This is a genomic window from Rhodobacter capsulatus SB 1003 (assembly GCF_000021865.1).
In the GTDB taxonomy this organism is placed as follows: Bacteria; Pseudomonadota; Alphaproteobacteria; order Rhodobacterales; family Rhodobacteraceae; genus Rhodobacter; species Rhodobacter capsulatus_B.
Window position 1 is genome coordinate 1,398,576 of sequence record NC_014034.1, and the last position, 25,723, is coordinate 1,424,298.

The 25,723-nt window shown below is 61.1% G+C and carries 15 protein-coding genes; 8 read left to right on the forward strand and 7 right to left on the reverse strand.

Annotated features, from left to right (window positions below):
* Positions 1-161: 161 nt before the first annotated feature.
* Both tnpC (RCAP_RS18840) and RCAP_RS06505 read right to left on the reverse strand, forming a co-directional pair.
* Positions 162-1,694 carry an IS66 family transposase gene (tnpC, locus tag RCAP_RS18840; RefSeq protein WP_080514587.1) on the reverse strand — a complete coding sequence of 511 codons (1,533 nt, stop codon included), beginning with the start codon at positions 1,692-1,694 and terminating at the stop codon, positions 162-164.
* Between the two features lie 423 nt (positions 1,695-2,117).
* Positions 2,118-2,345 carry a hypothetical protein gene (locus RCAP_RS06505; protein ID WP_013067040.1) on the reverse strand — a complete coding sequence of 76 codons (228 nt, stop codon included), beginning with the start codon at positions 2,343-2,345 and terminating at the stop codon, positions 2,118-2,120.
* Positions 2,346-3,309: 964 nt separating this feature from the next.
* Here RCAP_RS06505 and RCAP_RS20170 point away from each other — a divergent pair.
* Positions 3,310-3,549, forward strand: coding sequence for an SOS response-associated peptidase family protein (locus RCAP_RS20170; RefSeq protein WP_013067041.1), 240 nt, complete (start codon positions 3,310-3,312; stop codon positions 3,547-3,549).
* 193 nt (positions 3,550-3,742) lie between these two features.
* On the opposite strand, the gene RCAP_RS18850 is transcribed toward RCAP_RS20170, so the two are convergent.
* Together RCAP_RS18850 and RCAP_RS06510 are read right to left on the reverse strand one after the other, a co-directional pair.
* The gene (locus tag RCAP_RS18850; protein ID WP_013067042.1) at positions 3,743-4,342 is read right to left on the reverse strand and encodes a hypothetical protein; all 600 of its coding nucleotides are present in this window, start codon (positions 4,340-4,342) and stop codon (positions 3,743-3,745) included.
* A 147-nt stretch (positions 4,343-4,489) separates the two neighbouring features.
* A complete protein-coding gene (locus RCAP_RS06510; RefSeq protein WP_131725995.1) occupies positions 4,490-5,227 on the reverse strand; it encodes a hypothetical protein in 738 nt (245 codons plus the stop codon).
* 507 nt (positions 5,228-5,734) lie between these two features.
* Here RCAP_RS06510 and RCAP_RS06515 point away from each other — a divergent pair.
* The 3 genes from RCAP_RS06515 to RCAP_RS06525 are packed head-to-tail and all read left to right on the forward strand — an operon-like array spanning position 5,735 to position 8,949.
* Positions 5,735-6,922 (forward strand): DUF262 domain-containing protein, encoded by a 1,188-nt coding sequence (locus RCAP_RS06515; protein ID WP_013067044.1) that lies wholly within the window; start codon positions 5,735-5,737, stop codon positions 6,920-6,922.
* Positions 6,915-8,033: a DUF3696 domain-containing protein gene (locus tag RCAP_RS06520; RefSeq protein ID WP_013067045.1), complete on the forward strand. Its 1,119-nt coding sequence runs from the start codon at positions 6,915-6,917 to the stop codon at positions 8,031-8,033. The genes RCAP_RS06515 and RCAP_RS06520 overlap by 8 nt, the downstream gene beginning before the upstream one ends.
* Before the next feature lies 1 nt (position 8,034).
* Positions 8,035-8,949: a hypothetical protein gene (locus RCAP_RS06525; protein ID WP_013067046.1), complete on the forward strand. Its 915-nt coding sequence runs from the start codon at positions 8,035-8,037 to the stop codon at positions 8,947-8,949.
* A 293-nt stretch (positions 8,950-9,242) separates the two neighbouring features.
* On the opposite strand, the gene RCAP_RS06530 is transcribed toward RCAP_RS06525, so the two are convergent.
* A complete protein-coding gene (locus RCAP_RS06530; RefSeq protein WP_013067047.1) occupies positions 9,243-10,151 on the reverse strand; it encodes a pirin family protein in 909 nt (302 codons plus the stop codon).
* A 404-nt stretch (positions 10,152-10,555) separates the two neighbouring features.
* Positions 10,556-15,253, reverse strand: a complete 4,698-nt coding sequence (locus tag RCAP_RS06535) for a beta strand repeat-containing protein (RefSeq protein ID WP_013067048.1) — start codon at positions 15,251-15,253, stop codon at positions 10,556-10,558.
* 430 nt (positions 15,254-15,683) lie between these two features.
* Here RCAP_RS06535 and RCAP_RS06540 point away from each other — a divergent pair, with 430 nt between their 5' ends.
* From RCAP_RS06540 to RCAP_RS06550, 3 genes are all read left to right on the forward strand, one after another.
* The gene (locus RCAP_RS06540) at positions 15,684-16,934 is read left to right on the forward strand and encodes an MgtC/SapB family protein (protein WP_013067049.1); all 1,251 of its coding nucleotides are present in this window, start codon (positions 15,684-15,686) and stop codon (positions 16,932-16,934) included.
* A gap of 54 nt (positions 16,935-16,988) precedes the next feature.
* Positions 16,989-18,314 carry a DUF4236 domain-containing protein gene (locus RCAP_RS06545; RefSeq protein ID WP_198525871.1) on the forward strand — a complete coding sequence of 442 codons (1,326 nt, stop codon included), beginning with the start codon at positions 16,989-16,991 and terminating at the stop codon, positions 18,312-18,314.
* 312 nt (positions 18,315-18,626) lie between these two features.
* A complete protein-coding gene (locus tag RCAP_RS06550; RefSeq protein WP_044033650.1) occupies positions 18,627-19,175 on the forward strand; it encodes a GNAT family N-acetyltransferase in 549 nt (182 codons plus the stop codon).
* Positions 19,176-20,105: 930 nt separating this feature from the next.
* Here RCAP_RS06550 and tnpC (RCAP_RS06555) read toward each other — a convergent pair.
* The gene (gene tnpC / locus RCAP_RS06555; protein WP_080514590.1) at positions 20,106-21,887 is read right to left on the reverse strand and encodes an IS66 family transposase; all 1,782 of its coding nucleotides are present in this window, start codon (positions 21,885-21,887) and stop codon (positions 20,106-20,108) included.
* A 1,380-nt stretch (positions 21,888-23,267) separates the two neighbouring features.
* Here tnpC (RCAP_RS06555) and hsdR point away from each other — a divergent pair.
* Complete coding sequence (gene hsdR, locus RCAP_RS06565; RefSeq protein ID WP_013067053.1) at positions 23,268-25,721, forward strand: EcoAI/FtnUII family type I restriction enzme subunit R; 2,454 nt, start codon at positions 23,268-23,270, stop codon at positions 25,719-25,721.
* Positions 25,722-25,723: the final 2 nt, after the last annotated feature.

Below are 25,723 nucleotides of genomic sequence, written 5' to 3' on the forward strand. Positions count from 1 at the left end.
GGAACCTGAAGGCACGGGCAACGCGGCGCATCGGCTTGCAGAAGGCGAGCGCGCACGGCTTTTGGCCGGCACCCCGATCCCGGGGCCCGGCTCAAAACACGATATCCGCGTGGCGCGGGGGTGGGATCGCCGCCCCGGAGGCGGCGATCAGGGGCGCGAGGTCAGGCCGCCTTGCCTTGCGACGGGGCCTCGTTGGCGGCCTTGAAATGCCAGGGCATCAGCTGGCTGTAATCGGTCAGCTCACGCCCCTTTTCGATCTGATCGATGACCCAGCTCAGATAGCGGAAGGGGTCGACGCCGTTCAGCCGCGCGGTCTCGATCAAGGAATAGAAGATGGCCCAGTTCTTCGCAGCCATGAGGTTGCCGGCAAAGAGCGAGTTCTTTTTCGAAAGGGCAATCCCGCGCATGCAGCGTTCGACGGGGTTGTTGTCTATCGCGAGCCGGCCGTCATAAACGTAACGGGTCAGGTCCTCCCAGCCGCTCAGGAAGTAATTGACGGCAGTCTTCAGGCTGCCCTTGGCCAGATCGGGTTGGACCCGCAGCAGGTCCGCACGGATCTTTTCGAGGACCGGCAGCGCCTCGGCGAGGCGCAGCGCCTGGCGCTCCTCGGGCGGGCAGCCATAGACCCGTTCCTCGACCTCATAGACGGCCTTGAGCCCCTTGATCACGCGCTTCGCAAGGGTGCTCGGCGCAGCCTTTTGGCTGTCGGTGAACTTGCGGCGCGCATGCGCCATGCAGCGCGCGATCTCCACCCCGTCGTTCTGCCCCGGCACCCGGCGGATCCGGTTGTAGGCCTTCCAGCCGTCGATCTGGAGGGTGTCGATCAGCGCGCCCTCGAGCATGCGCTCCGCGACATGCCCGCCACGCGAGGCGTCGTGCTCGCAATAAACCGCCGGTTCGGCCTCTTTGTTCCAGCCACGTTCATCGCGGCACAGCCCCCAGAGCCAGGTCGTCTCGCAGCCCCCTTTGGCCTGGGTGCGCAACGGCGTCTCGTCCATGTGCGCCGCATGCCCGCTGGTCACGTGCCGCCAGAGTTCGTCGCACACCGGCTCCAGAAAGCCCGCGATGTGGGTCGCGTTGCGGCCAAGCGTCTGGCGCGCCACGTTGAACCCGGCGTTGTCCAGGCGACGCCGCTGGCGGTAATGCGTCGAGTGTTCGTAAAATTTCTGGCAGACCGCCTCCACCACGGTCCTCGGCGTGATCGTGCGCCTCCGGCCGATGAAGCCCTCGGCATGTGCGGACACGGGCTTGTGCTCCTTGCAGGCGGCGCTGCGGTTGCAGGCGCAGCGGAAGTAGATGTGCTTTTCCCACACGTAATGCTCCGGGATGACCCTGAGCTGAGTATCCAGTGGCCGATCTCCTTCAGCTCGCCCCCGCAGGGGCAGTGCGTCTGCTCCGGATAATGCTTGATCTCGATGGTCTTGATGTCCTTGGGCATTTTCCGCTTCTGCTTGCCCTTGCGCGCTTTCGGCGTCTCTTCCTCCTCGTCGATGTCGTCGTCGGGCAGATCGAGGGTGCCGTCCTCGATGTCCTGGTAATTGTTGTCCGATCCGCCGACGAAGATCTTGTGGCGCAGGAGCTTCGCCTGCTCCTTCTCCTGGCGCAGGCTCCGCTTGAGGGTGGCGATCTGACGCCGGGCGATGCTCTCGCGGGACACCACATCTTCGAATTCCAGATGTACGTCGATCAGGCACTCCTCGATGCCCTGCTTGATCTCGGCGCAGTCGCCGGGCAGCGCGGCCAGCAAATCGGTGATTTCCGTGATGATCTCCCCCATCGGGCTGAGCTCGCCCTCGACCGTTTCCTCGGTCTGGACGGTCTCTTGCGTCCCCAAGGGGGCGGTGTCCTCGGGCGGCAGGATCTCGTCCTTCAGGGGTTCGTCAGTCTGGTCTTTGTCAGCCATTTCCGGTGTCCTCATGCTTCGGGGCAGAGCCGCCCGGGTCGGGCGGTCCGTGGGAGGCGGACCCGATCGACAGGCATGAGAAGGCAAGCCCCCGGACGTGCGAAAAAACGCGCCCGAAGCGATGCTTCTCTTGCTGTCACAGGGTCCGGTTCGAGGGGGGCTGAAGCCGGGCGTTTCCTTGCGGCGAGCCGCAGGAAATGCTATGAACCAGTCGTCAATGCTGGTGGGCTTCGGCCTTCCACATCACGTCCACGTCGGGATGCGCCAACATCCCGGCGTTTTCGTTTTCAGGGGTCAGGTGCAGGTCATTGCGATCTCCGGGGATGGCGCGAGGGACGATCAGAGTCATAGCGCGGAAGCGCCAAAAACGGAAGAAATCGTTCATAAACAGGAACTTGATGCCTTTTTCGTCTTTTTCTTCGTTTTTCGCTTCGCCGTTCATTTTCGCCACCTCAGGTCTTGTGTCCGACTGATCCCGCTCTACGACCGGCAGCCCCCGAATGCGGGCTGCGCGGCGTCTGAACCGGGTCGGAGGGGGTGCTGAAACCTTGCGAATTCCGGGAGCCGCTTGGGACGGTCCTCACAAAGTTTCGGCGCTCGGGCGGCAAGAGAGCCTCTCGAGGACCGTTTCAAGCCGCGCGACGTCCGATTTTACGGGCGTGATTCGGGGCGAGAAGTCGGTCAGGAGAGCATCGATGCGAGACACGAAACCCCACGTCCGATCCGGAAGGATCAGCGTATGAGCCGGGAGGCGGCGGGGGTGATATGCGTGTTCTGGGTCATCATGGCGATGAGATAAGGGCAGAAATGTCGCCCGAACAATGGGGTCGACGGGGCGGATCTGTCGATTTTTCCGGTCTGTGCAAATCCGCAACAGTCTGAATTTATTGACTTGCAGGTGCCAGATGGGGGCTTGCCAAAAGTCCCTTCCTACTTACTTCTACTCGATTAAAGGAAGGGCCGACCGACCGGCGACGGATCGACAAGTGCCACCCATCTTCCCCTAAAAATGCGCTCCGGAAAAATCGGCATCATTGGCCATTTCGGTCTTGACGTTATTTCATTGGCGATTCGTGAAGGTGTCTTTCGGCGCCTTTTGGCCTTCGAGGCGCAGGCTGCTTGATCGCGGCCGAAATCTCGCCCCGGCGCGCTGGTTTTTCGGCAGGATTTGATTCGCGTCAGGCCCCGGCCGTGCGCATCCTGAGCCGAGGTCTGACATCACGCGGGGAACGAAAAATGTGCGGGCGGTTCGTCGATCCCAATCTGCGCAACACCGAAGTGGACATGTCGCAGATCAAGCTCGATCCGTTCGGGGCCCGGTTCAATGTCAAGCCGACTGAAACAGTGGTGATCCTCGCAAAATCGCCGCTGATCGCGATGGAGGCCAGATGGGGCCTCATCCCGTCATGGTTCGGGGGCGACAGCCCGAAGCGTGGAAAGCCGCGACGTTCAACGCCCGCATCGAGGATGCGCGCGAAAAGCCCGCCTTTCGGCAGGTGTGGCGGCATGGCCGATGCCTTGTGCCGGTCGGCGATTTTTACGAGTGGAGCGGTCCCAAGGCCGCCAGCCGCATTTCTTCTCCCCCGCCGGAAACGAGGCGAACCTGTATCTGGCGGGACTGGCGAGCCGCTGGCGCGATCTTCTGACCTGCACCATCCTGACATCCGATCCGTCCAAAGTCGATGCGTGCGCTTCACACATTGGAAGGTTCTCCGCGAAGCCCCACCATGCGGCGGCACATCCCGACCGCGAAGATGACACTGCTCCCGGCAAAAGATGTCACCCACCAAGCAGAAAGGTCTTGCAGTATGACATGCGATTAGATGACAGCCTCGGCCGCTACCTGCCGGCCAGAATGTCCTTAGCGATAGCCATGAACTTTTCGGCTCGCTTACGCAAGTAATCGGCTTCGATTTGGTCGATTCGTGTTGAAGTTACCAACGTCCCTGGCTGAATATTGAGGATGCCTACTCCAGCTGAATCTGGCTTTGCCAAGCGCAGCACAGTCAGCAATCCTCGTTCTTTCTCCCGAGGAAGTTGTTCCTTTCCGAAATGTAAGAAGATAATTCTTCTCTGGTTGTTTTCTTCTGTGCGCAAATACCAAGCTGTTGTGATGCGCAGTCCAGAAATCTCTGCTTCAACCGGACTGCGGCCCTGCCAAATAAGTGCATAGTCCTCCTTCAAATCTAGATAATTTTTACACAAGATTTTGTAACCAGCAGATTTATTTGCAGAAACACCAGAATGAAGTGTCAGAAATTCACTGGTGGAAACCTTCCCATCCTCAAAAGAAGCTAATGCTTCTCGAAACTGTTTGTAGCGATCCTTGGCAGGGTCATATGGTACATCTAGGTCGTCGATTATGCTTGCGGCTTTGGTCTTATCTTTTCTCTTATCGCCGTAGGCAAAGTCGATAAATTGATTGACGCTAATCTTCATTTATCTTTCCTATTTGGCTCTATCGGAAACCTTATGTTCCGGGCGTGGCCGTATAAAGCGCTATTTGGCCTAGGTTGTCTACAAGCATAGGCAGGCTCGTCCGCATCGTTTGTGCGACGACGGGGTTTAGTGGCCCTACTCGCCGTTCTAGCCCGCCGAGGCTTCATCAGGGAATGGACGTGTGAAGGCTCCCAAATGCTTCAGCACGTCCTTGGCGTTGCTCGCCACGATCCGAAGCTCCCGATCCTTGGTCAAGACCTCATTGAAGTAGGTCGAGGTCGCGGCGAGCTGGTTATCAACGACGTCATTCAACCGGTGGTCCAAACTCTTCACCTGCCGACCGAGCTCTACCCACCTTGTGAACGCAATTACCACGCAGAGCGCATAGCGATAGGCGAACATTCCGTGCGCTTCGCTCCGCTTCAGTGGCGCGGTGCGTCCGGGCTCTTGGTTGGTTTTCACGAACTCAACTGTCACCTCGTCCACAAGGTTGAATATCTTCTCCTGAAGGGTGCTGGTTATTCCTTGGCCAGTTCGGATTTGCGTCAGTTCTTCGACGCGAAACTCCTTAAGCAGGCTCTGAAGCGAAATTTCCAGCGTTCGCACCTGGTCGCTCAGCTGCCGCATGTATTGCGAAGCCTCGCCCTCTCGCGCTTTCATTCGTTCGACGAAGCTGGGGATCGCTTCCTCTGATCTATAGTCGCGGGTGAGTTGGCGAATGTCAGCGCTGCGGTCCGGGTCGATAAGTTGCTGCAGGTCGGCCTCGCTGCACACTTTGGCATCAAGCCAGAGATGAGTCGGCTTCAATGCGAAGATCTGATCTGGGAAGTCAGCCATGATCTTCAGGCTGCTACGCGCTGTCCCGAGCGCGTTCTTCTTGAACATCTCTGTTAGGGTCAGGTCGGCGAGGACCAAGCGGTGGTGGGTGTGTGCGGACAGGTATACCCGCAGTCGCTCATCCCTCAAATAGTTGCCATCGGCCATCACCAAGAGATGCGGAATCACGATGCGATGCCTACCCTTCACAATTCATCAGGCCCTCCCCCACCATCTATGGTGTATTGAGAGGGACTGTTAGACGGCATGCGTTCATTTTGTGACGGTTTCATCCGCGAATTGGACAGCCGACATCCCCAAGATTGCTGCGAGGCGCGCGAGCGTCCCCTTTCGGTAGTGCTGCGAGGCAGCAAATCGGAAAGGCGTGGGGCCGATATGGGCCGAGCACGTTGGTCATCCGTCGCCTTCGCAAGGGGCGGAGAGCGGTCGTTCGCTGCTCGCCCATTCAATGTCTGGTTTGGACGCCAACTCATCGGCTTTCTCATGAAGCAGCTCGATTGCTTTGCGGACGAGCAGTTGCTGGAACTGGGTGTGGCGATTTGCTAGGCTGCAACCATGGCGACGCAAACAATCATCACTGACCCGCAACGCATGACCGAAGAGGGGACCTCGTTCGGTACGCCCAGTGGCATCGAAAGGGAGCTGCCTAGTGAGCTCGGCAACGACCTGCAGATCGCCGAGCCGTTCAATCCGGACGATATCGACGTCACGACGCGCTCGATGACCATTGATCTCCTCCTATCGAGGATGCGCAGCAAGGCGATCGATCTCGAGCCAGATTTCCAGCGCCGCCGCGGGATCTGGACTGATCGCCAGCAGAGCCGGTTGATCGAGTCGCTGCTCCTCCGCATTCCGCTGCCCACGCTCTATGCCGCCGAGGACGAAGAAGAGAATTGGGCGATTGTCGATGGCATCCAGCGCTTGACGACGATTACGCGGTTCATTGATCCAGAAGCGATCGGCGAGACCCCACTCATGCTAACCGGGCTGGAGTATCTCGGCGAGTCCTTCAACGAAAAGCTGTTCGACGACCTTCCCGCACGACTGAAGCGCCGTCTGCGCGAGACTGAACTCGTCGTTCACGTCATCCGTCACGGCACCCCGCAGGAAGTAAAGTTCAACATCTTCGCGCGGATCAACACTGGAGGAATGCCACTCTCGGCGCAGGAACTGCGTCATGCCCTGATACCCGGCAAGGCGAGGAATTATCTCAGCCGGCTGGCTGGGCTAGAGGCATTCAAGCAGGCTACCGCCAATAGCATTCGCGACGAGCGAATGGCTGATCGAGAGATGGTCTTGCGGTTTCTCGCCTTCAGCATGACCGACCCCAAAGAATTCCGAGCCTATGATTTTGACCGCTTCCTCGGCGACGCGATGCGCGAGATCAATCGTCTCAACAATAGAGATCTGGAGCGGCTTGAGGACGGCTTCACTCGGGCGATGGAAAGCGCGCTGGAAATCTTCGGTCAGGATGCTTTTCGCAAACGCTATCGCGAGACCGATGCGCGCTTCCCGATCAACAAAGCGCTGTTCGAGACCATTGCCGTGTCGCTCTCCAACCTCTCGGACAGCGAGCGAGCGCGCTGCATCCTTCGCCACGACGAGGTCCGCCGCCGGATGATGGAGGCGATGCACGACCGCGAATTCGATGCCGCCATCTCGCAGGGTACGGGTGATATCAGGAAGGTGCGCAAGAGGTTCGAGACGGTATTAAAGATCTTCAAGGATATCTCCGATGTTTGATGCGCTCACTTTGCATAATTTTAAGGCGTTCCGGGATGTCCATATCCCTCTGAAACCGCTTACCTTGCTGTCTGGTTTAAACGGGTCAGGGAAGAGCACCACGTTGCAAGCATTGGCCTTGCTCCGCCAGTCATGGGATGCTGGCTTCCTGTCGAGGCAGGGCTTTCTCTTGAATGGAGATCTGGTCGAGCTCGGTACCGGCGTGGATGTGCTCAACGATCAGCATGAGGACGAAGACATCGGCATCACGCTCTTTGATCGCGAAGAGCGGGCCTTTGCATATCGGGTCGCCTATGAGCCGCGGGGCGATTTGCTGCATTTTTCTGCCGACCCCAATTTCAGCTTTTACTCGGATCTAGAGCATCAACGCGGCCTGTTCGGCCATTGGTTTCAGTATCTGCGCGCCGATCGTGCCGGGCCCGAGGTGAGCTTCCCCAAGGCCTATCACCTCGTCAACGAGCGCCGATTTCTTGGCAGCCGCGGTCAGTATACTGCTCATTTCCTGAGCCTATTCGGCGACGAAGAGGTCAATCCGGTACTTCGACATCCCGACGAGGCAGCTCCAGGCTTGCTCTCGCAGGTCAACGCCTGGTTTCAGGAGTTCAGCCCCGGTGTCGGGCTCGCTGTCGAGGACATCCCTCGGACGGATGCCGTGCGCCTAGATTATTTCTATGGCGGGAGTGCCGGAATCAGTGGGTCCAATCCCTATCGCTCGACCAATGTCGGCTTCGGGCTGACGTACGTCCTCCCCATCCTCGTTGCCTGCCTGGCATCACCGCCTGACAGCTGGCTCCTGATCGAGAACCCCGAAGCGCATCTCCATCCACAAGGCCAGGCGGCGATGGGGCAATTGATGGCGCGATCCGCCGCGACTGGTACACGGATCGTTGTCGAAAGTCATAGCGATCATTTCCTTAACGGCATCCGCCTCGCGGTGAAGAACGGCGAAATTCCCGCTGGGGACGTTGGTCTCAATTTCTTCCGCCGGCCGTCCGGAAGCAGCCAACCCGAGCGCATCCATCCGGTCGTCACCCCGGAGGGTAGGCTCTCAGAATGGCCCGATGGCTTCTTCGATCAGTGGGATAAGTCGCTGGATCAGCTGCTGAGTTGAGATGACCTTCATCGCTTTCTTGAACGAGCTGTCCTTTCCTTCGGGCGCCGTAGATGCGGAAGCCGCAGAAGCGGCCGTCGTGGGACTGGCCAAGACGCTGCAGTCTTTGCGCCAGATACAGTCGAGCGCAGCGCTCCACTCCTCCGTTCCATTGGCGTCGATCCCGCTCGGCGATGATCGTTGGCTTGGCACGGTTATGGCAAAGGGACGCAGTCGCGATGAATGGCGGTTCTTGCGCAGCTTCGAAAACCGCGCGCCGTTCCGTGTCAACCTGGGTGAAGCATTCGGCCTGGAAGCGGAATATCGCTACGGTGACGTGCTCGCCGAGGGTCTCGGGCTGGGCCATATTGTAGGCACGCTCGGCGTAAGCTTTGCGAACGAGCCTTGGCTGGCGCCGACCGTACCGCTCCGTCGCATCTCGTTCGATGAGCACGGCGGGTTCGAAGAGCGGGTCGTCCACGTCCATCACGCTGCCACGCCCGATCATGTCAAAGGGCATGATGAATGGCTGCGGCGGATACCCAGCGAGCAGGTGCGCGATGGAGACGAACTATGGGCGCGGCGCGCCGAGATTTTCCCGCATTTGCTCTTCCTCCCGCGCACTGAGGCTCATTTGCGTGCATTCAAGGCGGGAGAGCCTCGCCTGTCATCGGCACGGCAAGCATTGATGGACCTTGAGATCGCGGCGGCTCACTGGAATACAAAGGACGCCGCGATGCCGACCTTCCTGACCAAGACCACGCCGGAAAAGGAGCAGCGGAGCAAGCTATTCTACTTTATTGATCTCTCGGGCGTCGAACGCTGCTTCGACTGGCATTCCCGCTACACGCCCGGTGCCGGCAGGGTTCACTTCTGGTGTGACCGTTCGTCGGGCCGACTGACGATCGCCCATGTCGGCGAAAAAGTACCGAATTGATTGCGGCAGACGCCAAGGCCGTTATGTGAGCGCCCAACAAGAGCCGACGGAGGGCCAGCTAGCGGCCTGAAGCAGCGCATGGGCCATGCATAATGTGCTGCAGCGTTACACTTGTTCAGAAGTTTAGCTCACTTCGAAATTCAGGTTTGTGCGATATCACTACCTTCATGTCCAAGCTATTGCTGCGGCACCCGTCGAACGGCGGCTTTGGGAAGGCGGCTAAGCAACATCCTGACCGATCGACCGGCGGCAATGGGCCGACTTCGATGTCCAAACCCTCCGGCCGCAGCCCGTCAGCCGTGCTTGATTAAGGTGCCGTCGTTCAACTCGCGCAGGGCTTGGCGCAGCTCCTCTTGCGTGTTCATCACGATCGGCCCGTGCCAGGCGACGGGTTCCTGGATCGGGCGGCCGGTCATCAGAAGGAACCGGATCCCCTCGTCGCCCGCCTGCACCGTGATCGCGTCGCCAGCCCCGAACCGCACCAGCGTGCGATTGCCGGTCCTGTCGCGCAGGGTCATCTCCTGCCCGCGATATTCCTTCTCGACCTTGATGCCGACGGGGTCGCTGGCGTCCCGAAACGTCCCCGAGCCCGCAAAGACATAGGCAAGCGCGTTGGCCCGGGTATCGACCGACAGCGCCTTGCGCCGCCCCGGCGGCACCGAGACATCAAGCAGCATCGGATTGGCAGCGATCCCGTCGACCGGGCCTGTCTTGCCCCAGAACGTGCCGATGATGACCTTGACGGTGGTGCCATCGTCGTCTCCCTCGACGGGGATGTCGCCCGCGCCAACGTCCTGATAACGCGGCGCGGTCATCTTCAGCGCGGCGGGCAGGTTCGCCCAAAGCTGAAAGCCGTGCATCTGCCCCTGCGCGTTGCCGAAGGGCATTTCCTGATGCACGATGCCCGAGCCCGCCGTCATCCATTGCACGCCGCCCGCGCCAAGCAGCCCCCGGTTGCCCAGCGAATCCGCGTGTTCCACCTGGCCTTCAAGAACATAAGTAATGGTCTCAATCCCGCGGTGCGGATGCCAGGGAAACCCCTTGGCATAAAGCCGCGGATCGTCGTTGCGGAAATCGTCCATCATCAGGAAGGGGTCGGTGAGCGCGGGATCGCCAAAGCCGAACACGCGGTGCAGATGCACCCCCGCGCCCTCGATGGCGGGCTGGGCTTTGCTGGTGGCAAGGACGGGTCTGAAGGTCATCGGCGGCTCCCATGTTTTTCATGCACAATCTGGGCTGGTGCGAAAAAATTTGAATTGGCGAAGATCCGGCATTTCCTGTGCGCAGGCGCGCAGAAGGGCCTCTCTGGTTTCGGCAAGGCCCACCCACCCCGCCCTCGAAAACCTACAACAAGACGACCCAGCGGGGGTTTATAGGCAGTGTCCCTTATGGCGGTGTAGGAGGCCGCGCGCGGAGCCTTTGGCGTAGCGCAGCGCGCGGCCGTGGGTGACGCTGGTGGTCACCGTCAATCTTCGGAGAAGGTTTTGTTTCCAAGACCTGAAACCGACAACGGAGACGACGATGACCGATGATCGCCATTTGGGTTCTGTCAATAGCCTGGTTGCAATGGATGCGGTAAACACCGCCAATTCGAGCAGGCGCTTGCTCAAGGCGAGACATTCGGCATCAGGTATTCACGCACGCTAATACTTGTTGATAACTGGGAGCTGCCTTCATGGTTGGAATAACCGGAGAAATTATAAATGAAAGGGGTGCTTGCGGGTGACTGTTCATCTATGAATAGGAACGGTCCGGAAATTTTTGTACGCGACGGGAAACTAAAGTCGTTCACTTGATCTTCGTTGTTAATCGCGATCACCACGGCGCCAAAAGAAGAAGACTTGACCTCGATGACGTCTCCCTCTTGGACGATGTAACATTCTTCTTTTTCAAAAGAATCATCACCCACGAAAGAGCTATTTCTTGTAAGTGTAAAGCAGACTACTCGTTTCATATCGACTGGGACAGCCGCGATCGTAATTTTGTCATGTCTCGCTGTTCCCGTTGATGCAAGACTGTCCGTTGCCCGTACCAGTATATTGAAATAGGGCAACATAAGCGAGCGCGTGATATTTAATGCCAGACTGTCCGCATATTTCTTGCTGACAACCTGATTGTCCGCAGTCGGGTCCGTCGCGACCGGAACGGTCGGGAACGCAGCGAAGCTCTTCACGCCCGAAATGGCCTGGTTCCCGGTCATGGACACCTTGGTGTCCGCATAGGCCTTGTTGGCCACCGCGGTCGAGGTGGTGCCCATCGTCGGGACATAGGTTGCCGCGGGCAGGTTTACCGTTCCGGTTCCCGTCAGTGTGCCGGTGAAGGTTTTCGTCCCTGCGATGCTCTGAGCGCCGCTGTCGCGAATAACCGTATCGTCAACGGCAAAGTCATTCGTCGCGGCATCCAGGGTCAGGCCATCCCCCGCGCCATAATCCGCAACGGAGGCCCAGGATGCCCAGGTTCCCGCCGATGTCCGGGTCCGGTAGAAGGTGCCCTTCGCGCCGAGCGTTGAATAACGCTGCACGAGCACGTTGCCGTTGTTCACCACCTCAAGGATGCCGGGCTGACCGGAAGGCCTGTTCAGCGCGATTGCCGCCGCGGTGGCGATCCCGGTCGAAACCTTGTAAAAATTGGTATCAACGACCGTGTTGAAGTCATCGGTCGTGGTCAGCGCGGCGCCGGCCCCGAATTTCGTGTCCGCATAGGCCTTGCTCGCCACCTGATTGTCGAGCGTGGGCGTGGCCGCGGGCAGAAGCGGAAGGTCGTTGAAAGTCTTCACCCCGGATAGCGTCTGCGCCCCGCTGGTCCGCACCACCGTATTGTCGGCCGAGAAGACGTTTCCGGAGAGGGCCAGACCCGATCCTGCCGCATAGCTGCTCGCCGCAACAATTTTGCTGTCGACATACCCTTTCGAGGCGACCTCGGCGGCGAGCGTCGGTGTGGAGGTCGGGATCTGCGGGATCGTCGAAAAAGTTTTCAGCCCGGCAACAGCCTGCGCCCCGGAGGTGTTCACCGTCGGCAGCGTGATCGCAGCGGAACCGTCAAAAGCGACGCCGTTGATATTCGCGGCTGCCGCGAGTTTCGTCGCGGTGGCGGCGTTGCCGGTGATCGAGCCCGCGATCGGTGACATGAAGGTCTTTACGCCCGCCAGCGTCTGCGCGCCTGCGGTCCGCACCACGGTGCCATCGACCGCGAAGTCGGTCCCGGTGAGCGACAGTCCGTCACCCGCCGTGTAAGTCGCCCCAACCTTGCTGTCGACATAGGCCTTCGAGGCCACCTGGCCCGCCGCGGTCGGCGCCGTGGTCGGAATGACCGGGATGGCGGAGAAGGTTTTCGTGCCGCCGATGGTCTCGGCCGTGGTCAGATCGACAAAGCCTCCGTCGACATAGCCCTTGTTCACCAGAGCCGTCGATGTCGTGCCCATCGTCGGCACATAGCTTGTCGTCGACAGGTTCACCGTGCCGGTCGCGGTCAGAGCGCCGCTGAAGGTCTTCGTCCCCGCAATGCTTTGCGTGCCCGTGGTCCTCACGACCGTCGCATCGACGGCAAAGGTCTGTGTCGTGACATCGAGATCGATCCCGTCGCCCGCGTTGTACGAGGCAAATGGTTTCCAGGCGAACCAGACACCGGACGAGTTGCGCGTCCGGTAGAAGGTCCCGGTCGAGTTGATTGTCGAATAGCGCTGCATGATCGAGCCGCCGTTGTTCAGCACCTCAAGCATGCCCGGTTGGCCGCTCGGCCGGTTCAGGGCCAGCGCCGCCGCGGTCGAAATTCCGGTTGTCGCCTTGTGATAACCGCTCATCAGCACGTCATCGAAGTCATCGGTCGTCGAAAGGACCGAGCCGATGCCGAATTTCGTGTCCGCATAGGCCTTGTTGACCGCCTGCAGATCGCTCGTCGGCGCTGTGACCGGCAATATCGGGATGTCGCTGAAGGTCTTCACCCCGGCCACCGCCTGGGCGCCGGTGGTGTTTACCGTCGGCAGGGTGATCCCGGCCGTGCCGTCGAAGGCCACGCCGTTGATGGTGCGCGCGGAGGCGAGTTTCGTCGCGGTCGCCGCATTGCCGGTAATCGAGCCCGCGATCGGCGCGGAGAAGGTCTTCACGCCCGCCAGTGTCTGATCGCCCGAGGTGCGCACCACCGTGCCATCAGCCGCGAAGGTGGTGCCGGTGAGCGACAGGCCAGAGCCCGCGGTATAGGTCGTTCCCACCGCGCCCGCGACCTGGGCGTCGACATAGGCCTTCGACGCCACCTGTCCCGCCACGGTCGGTGCCGTGGTCGGAATGACCGGGATGTCGCTGAAGGTCTTCACCCCGGCCACCGCTTGGGCACCGGTGGTGTTCACCGTCGGCAGGGTGATGTTGGCCCCGCCATCAAAGGCGACGCCGTTGATGGTGCGCGCCGTCTGCAGCTCGGAGGCCGTCGCCGCGTTGCCGGTGATCGAGCCTGCGATCGGGGACGAGAAGGTTTTCACCCCGGCCACCGTCTGGGCGCCGGTGGTATTCACCGTCGGCAGGGTGATGTTGGCACCGCCATCAAAGGCGACGCCGTTGATGGTGCGCGCCGTCTGCAGCTCGGTGGCCGTCGCCGCATTGCCGGTGATCGAGCCCGCGATCGGCGCGGAGAAGGTCTTTACGCCCGCCAGTGTCTGATCGCCCGAGGTGCGCACCACGGTGCCGTCAACTGCGAAGGTGGTGCCCGCAAGACACAGGCCGTCTCCCGCGGCATAGGTGGTGCCCACCGCGCCCGCGACTTGGGCGTCAACATAGGCCTTCGAGGCCACCTGGCCCGCCACGGTCGGTGCCGTGATCGGGATGACCGGGATATCGCTGAAGGTCTTCACCCCTGCCACCGCCTGAGCACCGGTGGTATTCACCGTCGGCAGTGTGATCCCGGCCGAGCCGTCGAAGGCCACGCCGTTGATGGTTTTCGCCGCCGCCAGCTTCGTTGCCGTCGCCGCATTGCCGGTGATCGAGCCCGCGATCGGCGCGGAGAAGGTCTTTACGCCGGCCAGCGTCTGATCGCCCGTCGTGCGCACCACCGTGCCGTTCACTGCGAAAGTGGTGCCCGCAAGAGACAGGCCGTCTCCCGCGGCATAGGTGGTGCCCACCGCGCTCGCGACTTGGGCGTCAACATGGGCCTTCGAGGCCACCTGGCCCGCAAGCGTCGGGGCCGCGGTCGGGACCGTCGGCAGGGACGAGAAGTTTTTCACACCCGCCAGCGTCTGATTGCCAGAGGTGCGCACAACGGTCGGATCCACCGCCACCGTGATTCCGCCGCCAAGCGTGCCCGAAGCGGTAATCCCCGATCCCGCGGTGATCGTTCGGTTTGCGAGATTGGTCACACGGGTGTCGAGGGTCGAGACATCTCCCTGCAGGGTCGTCACCGAGGCGGTGAGCGCAGTCACATCGCCCTCGAGCACGGTCACCCGGCCGGCGAGTCCGTCGGTCAGGCTGTCGACATAGGCCTTGTTGGCGGCATCATTCGCATCATCAGGCGCGCTCGTCACATTGACTTCGCCGCCGAAAGTGACAGCATCGGTGAAGCCCTTGGCCCCGGTGATCGGCGTGCCGCCGATGATCTGGTTCGTGCCCATGGTGACATAGCTGCCGCCCGCGACCGAGATCGCGTTGTCGACATAGAGCTTGTTCGCCGCCCCCATGTCGCCGGTCGGCGTCCGCACCGCGACGGAACCGGTGAAGCTCTTGTCGCCACTCACGCTCTGGTTCGTCGTCAGGGTGACAAGATCATCGACCGCATCGTCGACATAGGCCTTGTTGGTGACATCGCGCGTCGAGGCGGGCACCTTCGTCACCTGCACGTCGTCGGAAAACAGCACCGGCCCGTCGAAGGTTTTCGCACTGGTGATGGTCTGCGGCATGCCCGACTTCGTGACATAGTTGGACAGATCCTGTTCCGGTGGCGTATAGGCGCCGAACATGTCGTCGACATATTGCACGTTGACGCCCGCGCCGGGATCAGTGCCGTCCGGAGTGGCGATGCCGGAGATGGAAAAGCCGCTCATGTTCAGCGGCATGGTCGCAACGTGATCGCCCAGGTTGTCGCCGCCCGTTGCCGTTGTCGTGTCGGCCAGATAGCCGACCGTTCCCTGGATCACGCCGGAGCTCTCCTCCGAGGCCTCGGTGTTGCGATCAATCCGAAACTGCGCCGCGGCCGGAGAAAGGCCGAACAGAAGGGCGATGACGGACACCGAGAGCAAATGGCGCGCGACGCCAGTCAGCCCCGACCGGGCAAGATCCCCCGGGGGGACGGTGTGACTGATTTGTGTCGTCATATTGCGCGCCATGATTACGCCTCGTCTACTGGGGACCATTTCCTCCATTGTAATCACGCGAACGAAAGCAACCAAACAAGATGAGACGGAAATTCACACGAAACGGCGAAATAAGTCGAATTTGCCGCCAATCTCGGAAAAACAATTTCGCAAAACTGTTGATTTCGGCATCTTCAAGCGGCGCAATGCTGCGCGTTGAATATAATTTCGGAAAAGATGCCATATTTTATTTCCAGACAGCCAGATATCACGCATTGAAAATCCGGATTTTCAGATTTTCACCATACCGACAAAGTCAGTTGCGTTTTGTCGCGTCAACCACTGGACAGGCCGTGACGGCGATCTGCGAGCCGCGCGAATATATCCGCTGTCCATGGCGTTCCAGATCAAGGCGCGGGGCGGCAGACTGTGCTGTCATGGGCCAATTGCTCCGGAGGCCCGCATGGAAACCCTGCCGATCCTCGTTCCGCCCGTCCTGAACCTGGTGAGCGCGATCGCCGTCGGTGCTCTCATTGGCACCGAGCGCGAGCGGCGCAAGGGCGAGGGACCGGCGCGCTCGCCTGCGGGGTTGCGCACCTTTGCCATCGCCTCGACCGCCGGGGCGGTGGGTTTCAGTCTGGGCGGGGCGGTGCTTCTGGCCGTCGTCGCGGCCTCGGTCGCGGGGCTGCTGGCCGTGTCTTACGGCAAGCGTCCGCATCAGGATCCGGGGCTGACCACGGAAATCGTGCTGCTGCTGACGGTGCTGCTCGGTGGGCTCTGCATCCCCGCGCCGCAGATGGCGGCGGCGATCGCCGTCACGGTGACGGTGCTGCTGCATCTCAAGGCGTGGCTGCACACCTTGGTCACGACGCTGATTTCAAAGGATGAACTCGACGATGCGCTGATCTTTGCCGCGGCGACGCTGGTGATCTTGCCCCTGGTGCCGGATCGGCCGATGGGGTCCTGGCTGGCGCTGAACCCGCATTCCTTGGGCATCGTGATCGTGCTGGTGATGGCGATCGGCGCGGCGGGCTATCTGGCGGTGCGGCTCTTCGGGGCGCGGTTCGGGTTGCCGCTGTCGGGGGCGCTCTCGGGGTTCGTCTCCAGCACCGCGACGATCGGCGCGATGGGGGCACGGGCGCTGCAATCGCCCGAGATGCGGGCCGCCTGCGTCGCGGGGGCGGTGCTCTCGACCGTGGCGACGGTGCTGCAGATGGCGCTGGTGCTGGCGGCGGTCAGCCTGCCGACGCTGCGCCAGATGATCCTGCCTTTGGTCTTCGCCGGGGTCACCGCCGTGGTTTACGGGGTGGTGCTGACGCTGGCGGCGATGCGCCATCCCGCGCCCGAGGCGCCCGGCCCCGGCAGCGCCTTCAGCCTGAAGACGGCGCTGATCTTCGGCACGGTGCTGGCGCTGGTGCTGGTCCTCGCGGCGGGGTTGCAGGCACATTTCGGCGGATCGGGCGTGCTTCTGGCGGCGACGGCGGCGGGGCTGGTCGACACCCATGCCTCGGCGATCTCGGTGGCGACGCTGGTCGCGGCGGGCAAGGTTGCTCCCGAGGCGGCGGCGGTGCCGATCCTGGCCGGGCTGAGCGCGAACACGGCGACGAAGATCCTCGTGGCGGCGATCAGCGGCGGGCGCGGCTTTGCCCTGCGCGTCGTGCCGGGGCTGGTTCTGGTCATCCTGGCGGCCTGGGCGGGCAGTCTGTTCTGGTGATCGGATGGATCCGAAGCCGGGCACCGTCCCCCTTGTGCCGTCGCAGGATGGCATGTGAGCCGGGCCTTCACACCTTTTCGGCCCGCTCTCCCGGCGCGCGATTTTGCCATACGCGCACAATACGAAACGGGGTTAGTCTTCCGGAAGAATCGTCAGGGTTGCATCATGTCACTTCGTTTCAGGCAGACTTTCACACTTTTTCCCGGCGTCCGCATCAATGTCGGCAAGCGCGGCATCAGCACGAGCATCGGGGTCCCGGGCGCAACCTTCAACGTCGGGCGACAGGGCGTCCGGGCAACAGTCGGGCTGCCCGGAACCGGATTGGGGTTCAGCACCACCGTCATTCCGTTCACCTCATCGCCCGGAGCGGTGGAACTTGCGCCTCCCGCGCTTCCCCAGAACGCCCCGGCAGCGGTGCCCGCCGAAAGCCCGGCTGCGGGCAATACCCCGGCCTCGGCGAAAATCTACATGCCGGTCTCGGGGATGAACGAGATCGCCAGCGCCTCGGTCGAGGTTCTGACCAGCACCTCGCTGCTGCCGTTGCGGGATATGATTGCGCAGGCGCGCGAGCAGCGGACGCAGGTCACCGCGGATCTGAAGGAGGCGAAGGACGCCGAGGCGGCGCAGCAAAACGAGCTGCATCGCCGCCGCCGAAGCCTGTTCCGCTGGTTTTACAAACGGCGCATCGCCGAGCTTGAGGTCGAATTGCCCGTGACCCAAGCCGAGGTCGCAAGGCTGATCGCCTGGGAGGGCAGCACGAAGATCGACGTGACCTTCGAGTCCGGGGATGCCGCGCAGCGCGCCTATGCGGAGATGGTCCGGCTGTTCGAGGCGCTGCGACAGAGCGCGAAGAAATGGGATGTCACTTCACACCGGGCGGCGAACCGGGTGGCGGAGCGCACGACGGCGAGCCGCGTCATCGACCGTCATCCGGTCCGGTTGGAGTTCAGTTCGACGGATCTGATCCGCTTCCCCGGGCGCGCGATGCGCTTCGAGAACGTCAACGGCGACGATATCCTGATCTATCCCGGCGTCGCGGTCATCCCGCGCGTGGATGGCGCTTTCGCGCTGATCGACATTCGCGAACTCTCGATTTCGGCGACAAATTCGGGCTGTAAGGAAGAAGACGGCGTTCCGAAGGATGCGGAGGTCATCGGCCACACTTGGGCCAAGGCGAACAAGGACGGCTCGCCCGACCGGCGTTTCAAGGGAAACTACCAGATCCCCATCTGCCTTTACGGCAGTCTGGCGTTCCAGTCCGGGTCCGGCTTGACGGAGGAATACATGTTCTCGAACGCAGCGGCGGCCGAGGCCTTCGCGGCCGCGGTCGCAAGATATCAGGTGGCGCTCGCAGAGAGCGACGGGGCCTCGGAGCCGTGAGCCGGGGAGAAAGAAGTGCCATGAGCGCGAGCCAAAACAGGAGGAAAACGGGCCTACACAGGGATGCGTAACCGCTGGGAATCGCGGAATTGACGATGCGCTCTGCGATATCTACGGATTCGGCCCAGACCGGTCGGTCGAGGCCACGCCGTCGCCGCAGCGCGGCTTCTCCGAACTGGACGGCCCATACTTGACGCAGCAAAGTCTTGGGCGAATGTCGCTGATGCGGACCGAACGGGCCTTCGTTGCTGATGCGTGAGGGACAGCTTTCTTCTGCTGGCCAGACAGTGGCGAGCATGCCAGCATTCCGAAATGACCCGAGACATCCCAGAACTTCGGGGCGCCCGCGTCCGCCTGCGCCCCTTCCGCAGGTCCGATGTTGACGGGCGGCCCGCTCTCGGGCAGTCACCAGAAATCGTACATTGCTTCGGAGGCGACCCGACGGGCCTTTCCCCATATGAGGAAGGCGATGCCCGGGCATGGGTGGAGCGGAACCTTGCGCATCCCCTTTGTTGGGCGGTCGAGCTCGATGGCCGCCTGTTGGGGGAGGTTCGTCTGGACGGGCTTGATCTCCACGACGGCCGGGCGCGCTTGGCAATCGGGCTCTACGACCTCTCGCAGCTTGGCAAAGGGCTGGGTCGTGAGGTGATCAAGCTGATCTTGTCGCATGCCTTCGGAACGCTGCAGCTGCACCGGGTCGACTTGCGAGTGCTCGCATACAATGAGCGAGCGATCCGGTGCTATCGCGCCTGCGGCTTCATCGAAGAAGGGCGCGAACGCGAGAGCGCTCGTGTTGGCGATGCTTGGCACGACGACATCATCATGGGGGTGATCGCGCAAGAATACCTTCGTCAGACCTGACAGAGCCGTCGTTCCGGAATGCCGAGGTTTCTACGACCCGCAGCAATGGTCAAAAATGCTCGCGGTCGACTTGGGCTGCGCCGTGCGTTGAACGTAGACACCGCGGACAAAGCGGATTTTCTGAGCATCTACGCTAACGCCGACTTTCAGTCGGATGAGAAATTGGCGATAAAATCGGCCGATTTCAGATGACCCAGACTTCGGGCCTCTTCCTCTGCGGTTAAGTCATCATCCACAAGGGTCGTAACGGCCCTATCTGCGCCCGCCATGAGCAGCATACGCATTGACCTGGAACACGAGCATCTTACAATACCTGATGCAACCCAACCGATACCATTCACTTGAAGCGCGGTCTCAGTGAAACTGGGCTTGAACCGGTCATGCGACAGCGCGGCGGGCCTTTCTCGAGGCCAGTGTCGGTGTGTCGTAAACGTTGCATAGGCCCTAAAATCCCCGATTTTGCCCCCCTGAGCCGAAAAAACCTTGGGCATAGCCACGTCTAAGGCCGAATCGGCCGGTGATCGGAGACGACAGTTGAGGGGGCTCTGACCGGCTGCGCTTCGGGTTAGAAGGTGTGAGGTCGGCAGGCAGCCCCGTCGGCGATATGTCACCTACCTGTCTGATGGGGCTGATCGCTTCGATGCAGCTGGGGCCGGACGCGATGTCGGCCGCAGGATCGCCGTCGCAACTGGGCGTAGCCGCCGCACCCAGCGCATACGGGGCCGAGAGGCTGGCACGCCGGTGGTCGACTATTTCGGGGACCACGAGAAAGCCGATGAAAACGGGGCGCAGGAGCGCCCAGACGTTTTGCCATGCGCAAGATCAGCGCGCACGACTCTTGGCCGGAACCCCGCTCCCGGGGCCCGGCTGACAAGAGGATATCCCTAGATCGGGGGGATCGCCGCCGAGCAGGCGGCGATCCGGGCGAGGTCAGGCGACCATGTTTTCCGACGGGTCTTCCGCGTCGCCGAGGGCGGCCTTACAATGCCAAGGCATCAACTGGCTGTAATCGGTCAATTCGCGGCTCAGTTCGATCTGGTCGACGACCCAGTTCAGATAGCGGAAGGGGTTCACACCGTTCAGACGGGCGGTTTCGATCAAGGTATTGAAGAGCGCCCATTTCTTCGCCGCTTCGTGGTTCCCGGCGAAGAGCGAGTTCTTCTTCGTAAGGGCAACGGGACGCATGCCGCGCTCGACCGGGTTGTTGTCGATCGCAATCCGACCGTCAAGAACATAACGGATCATGTCGTCCCACGCAGCCAGGAAGTAATTTGCGGCCGTCTTGAGGTTGCCCTTGGCCAAGGTGGGTTCGATCCGCAGCATGTCCGCACGGATCTTTTCGAGGACCGGCAACGCTTCCGCGACGCGCACCGCTTGGCGCTCCTCGGGCGACCGCCCGAAGACCCTCTCCTCCACCGCATAGACCGTCTTGAGCGCTTTGATCACGCGTTTCGCACAGGTGCTTGGCGCGGCCTTTTCCGCATCAGTGAACTTGCGGCGCACATGCGCCATGCAGCGCGCCAGCGTGAAGCCGGCGTTCTTGCCTGGCGCACGCCGGATGACGTTGTAGCCCTTGTAGCCGTCAACCTGGACGACCTGGCTCAGCGCCCCTTCGAGCATGCGTTCGGCGACATGGCCTCCTCTGGAGGGGTCATATTCGAAATAGATCGCCGGATGGGGGTCGCCGCCCCAGCCGCGCTCATCGCGGTGGATCGCCCAGAGAGTCCCCTTAATGCATTTTCCCCTCCCCTTCTCAGTCGGGATCACCCGCAGCGGCGTCTCATCCATATGCACGACAGGGCCTGCGGTCACATGTTTCCAGACTTCCTCCCAGAGCGGCTCCAGCTTCTCGGCGATATGGGTCGCGTTGCGGCCCAGCGTCGAGCGCGCAACGTTGCACCCATTGTCATGGTAGCGGCGCTCCGCTCGGAAGTCGGTGGAGTGCTCATAGAAATGCTGGCAGACGGCGTTGATCACGAACTTCGCGTCCAATGTGCGGCCCGCCATGATGTAGCCCGTGGCATGGGCGTTGTAGGGGGCGTGCTCCTTGCACGCCGCGCTGCAGTTGCAGCCGCGGCTGTAGTGAACGTGCTTTTCGAGCACGAAATGCTCCCGGACCACCCTGAGCCGAGAGCTGGTCCAAGAGCCGAGTGTCTTGAGTTTAGCCCCGCAGGAGCAGTGCGTTTCCTCGGGGAAATGCTTGTACACCTCGGTCTTGATGTTCTTTGGTCGCTTCTGTTTCTGCTTCCCTTTCCGGGGCTTCTGCTCCTCCTCCTCCTCCTCCTCGACATCGTCGTCGGGCACGTCATCCTCGTCGTCGTCCGCTCCCAGGAAATTGTTGTCGGAGCTGCCGCAGAAAGTCTGATGGCGCAGCAGATTCAACTGCTCCTTTTGGTAACGCAGGTCCTTTTTCAGCTTGACGATCCGGCGTTCGGCGGCGTTTTCGCGGTCCACCACCGCCTCGAACTCGACATGCGCATCGATCAGGCACTCCTGGATACCGCGTTTGACCTCCTCGCAACTGTGCGGCAACGCGTCGAGCAGATCCGAGATTTCCATGATGATCTCGGCCATGATGCTGAGCGTGCCGACGGAGATCTCTTCGGCTTCACTGTGGGCGGGTGTTTCTGCGACAGGCCCGGGATCGGTGTCACCGGACGGCGGAAACGGGCCGTTTGGAGGCGGGGCTTCAGCAGGATTGTTGTCATTCATTTCCGGTGTCCATATTCTTCGGCGAAGTGCCTCCGGGTCGGGCGGTCTCTTGCTCGGGTGACCACTCAGGCGGTCCGTGGGAGGCGGAACCGATCGACAAGCATGACGAGGACAGCCCTCGGACACGCGAAAGCGCCGATGCGATGTGGTTCTTGCTGTCTTGGTGTCCGACTTGATAACGCCGGTGCCGCGTCATTTCCTTGTGGTGATCCGCGTGAAATGCTTGGACCGACCGCCAGCGCTGATGGTTTCGGTCTAGGGAGTTTCTCGCGGCGCGCTGCAAGAGATGCTGCGCAACAGTTGTGAGCGTGTTGGAGGTCTTGGATTAACCCATATCGCCCTGAGGAGAGAGGCCGCCCGGCGCTTATCGCTATTGGCGTCCTGAAGAATTTCGTGAAATGGCCAGCATTAAGCCAATTTCATCGAAGTTGTTCCTGCACAGAAACGCCGTCATTTCTGTGAGGATTTCCCCGAAACCTTACCTTTATGTTGCCATGCAGATCTGACATTGGAATTCATGGCGCGGCTCACTCGGTTATTTGTCGCAGATCAGGAGAAATTATGAGGTGTTCAGCTGCATATAAACCAAACTTCCTTCTTGCACTTTCCGCCTTCCGGCCCGCGACTTGATATTTATCGCCCGAAGTGATTGCATTTGCCGCCAGCATCTCGCGAAAATAAACCTCACCCAGAGGTCCCGTATTTTGCTTGGCGTTTGCTGGTTGCAGCTATGTTCCTGCATTGCTGGATGCGTCAAGTCATGCTCTTGCCTCACTTTATTTACTTCAGCGGCGATCGCCGTTTCGTTCATTGCCGCACGCACAATGCGATCAGCCTCGCCAGCCTTTATGGATGGAGCAAATCGTTGGTGTACAGAAGTTTTTTTAAATATCGATCATTAACCATGATTTATTCGCAATTCGGCCTTTTGATAGAATTCGTGGATTACAGCCTTGCGTTTCTGGCGACGCGAAGCTGCAAGAGGAGGAAAAATTCCATTTTTCGCTTTCCAAGATTTTTTTGTGTGATTCTTCGTGTCGCGATAAGGGGACCTCGCTCGCGATCGCTTCGCGAATGTCAATATATCTTTTAGTTGCGAAAGGGCGCCGCCAAAGCTGATTTTCGCCCGAATCGGTCCGCCTTCAACTCGGTCAGTGCGCCGACCCTGGAGCAACGCCAGATCGGTCGGTGATGCGCATTCGCACCCTCCCTGCGCCGCTGTTTTTCCGATCGGCCTGAGGATATGCGCTGTGCCAAGGGGATCGTTTTTCGCAATTGCGAAGGCCTGCCCGCGGGGGTTGCCAGTTTACCTCAAAGGTTGATACCGTCCCGACAGCAGCCGCCGTGGTTGCGCCATTGGATCAGGTGCAGCGGGACCGGATGGACAAGAACGGCCTCTCGGAACGCGATATTTGTTCGATTTTCATTACCCCGGCATTGCAAAAGGCGGGCTGGGATCCTGTGACCCAGATCCGGGAAGAGGTCGGCTTCACCCGCGGGCGGATCAATGTGCGCGGCAAACTCGTCAGCCGTGGCCAGGGCAAGCGCGCCGATTACATCCTGTCGATCCGGCCAAATATTCGCCTTGCGGTGATCGAGGCGAAGGACAACGCCCACGCCACCGGCGCTGGCATGCAGCAGGCCCTCGATTATGCCGAGACCCTGAACCTGCCGTTCGCTTTTTCCTCGAACGGGGACGGCTTCCTTTTTCATGACCGGACGGGGATGAGCCCCACGCCTGAGGTTCTCCTCTCACTCGACGACTTCCCTTCGCCCACCGAACTCTGGGCACGCTATTGCGCCTGGAAGGGGCTCGACGCCGCCGCAAGCTCCGTTGCGCTGCAGGACTACCACGACGACGGCAGCGGCAAGGAGCCGCGCTATTACCAGATCAACGCGGTGAACGCCGCAATGGAGGCGATCGGACGGGGTGAGAACCGGGTGCTTCTTGTCATGGCGACGGGCACCGGCAAGACCTACACCGCGTTCCAGATCATCTGGCGTTACCGGCAGGCTTTTCCGGGCAAGCGGATCCTGTTCTTGGCCGACCGCAACGTGCTGATCGATCAGACCATGGTCAATGATTTTCGGCCCTTCTCTGGCAAGATGGCGAAACTCTCGACCCAGTCAAAGACGATCGAACGCGCCGATGGCTCCTCGGTCGAGCTGCCCCTCGGCCTCGACCGCAAGCGTCGGATCGATCCGTCCTACGAAATCTACCTTGGTCTTTATCAGGCGATCACCGGCCCGGCGGAAGAGGACAAGATCTTCCGCGAGTTTTCGCAAGACTTCTTCGACCTGATCATCATCGACGAATGCCACCGCGGCAGCGCTGCCGAGGACTCTGCCTGGCGCGAGATCCTCGATCATTTCTCGGGCGCGGTGCAGATCGGCATGACCGCGACGCCGAAGGAAACCGAATACGCGTCGAACATCGCCTATTTCGGCGCGCCGGCCTACAGCTATACCCTGCGGCAGGGCATCCGGGATGGTTTCCTCGCGCCCTACAAGGTGATCAAGGTCCATATCGACCGCGACATTCAGGGCTACCGCCCGGAAGCCGGCCAGACCGATCGCGATGGCGCGCTGGTCGAGGACCGGATCTACAACACCAAGGATTTCGACCGCACCCTCGTGCTGGATGACCGCACGAAACTGGTCGCGCGCAAGGTCACCGAATTTCTCAAGGAAAGCGGTGACCGGATGGCCAAGACGATCGTCTTTTGCGTCGATCAGGAGCATGCCGCCCGGATGCGGCAGGCGTTGGTGAATGAAAACGCCGATCTGGTGGCGCAAAATCCCCGCTATGTCATGCGCATCACCGGAAGCGACACGGAGGGCCTAGAGCAGCTGGGGAATTTTATCGACCCCGAGGTCTCGCATCCGGTGATCGTCACCACCTCGCGGCTTTTGTCGACCGGCGTCGATGCCCAGACCTGTCGTCTGATCGTGCTCGACCGCGAGGTAGGCTCGATGACCGAATTCAAGCAGATCGTCGGGCGCGGCACCCGGGTGCATGAAGACACGGGCAAGCTTTACTTCACGCTGATGGATTTTCGCGGCGCGACGAACCATTTTGCCGATCCCGATTTCGACGGCGAGCCGGTGCAGATCTACACGCCCACCGGCACGGACCCGATCGTGCCGCCCGACGACGTTCCGCCGCCAGAGGGGGACGAGCCGCCCCTTTCCGCCACGCCGGGGCCGGACGAGACGGTGCTGATCGACCCGGTCGCAACGCTGGGGCAAACCGGGTCAGGCGCGCCGCAACGCAAGATCTATGTCGATGGCGTCGCCGCGACCATTGTCGCGGAACGCGTCGAATACCTTGACGAACACGGCAGGCTGATCACCGAATCCTTGCGCGACTACACCCGCAAGGCGCTGAAACGGCGCTTTGCCAGCCTTGATGATTTCCTCAAACGCTGGAAGACGCCCGAAAAGAAACAGGCCGTGCTCGACGAGCTTGCGGCCGAGGGGTTGCCGCTCGATCTCGTGGCGGCGGAGCTTGGTCGCGATCTCGACCCGTTCGACCTGATCTGCCATATCGCCTTCGACGCCAAGCCCCTGACCCGCCGCGAACGCGCCGAGGGCGTCAAGAAACGCGATGTCTGGGCGCGCTACGGCGCCACCGCGCGCGCCGTGCTGACTGCGCTCCTCGACAAATACGCCGACGACGGGCTTCTCGATTTTGACGACCCCAAGATCCTGAAAATAAATCCCTTCTCGCAAATGGGAACCGAGGTTGAACTGATCCGGGCTTTCGGCAAGAAGCAGGACTACCTGAAGGCCATGCACGATCTGCAGGCTGCCCTTTACGATGAAAGCGCCTGAGG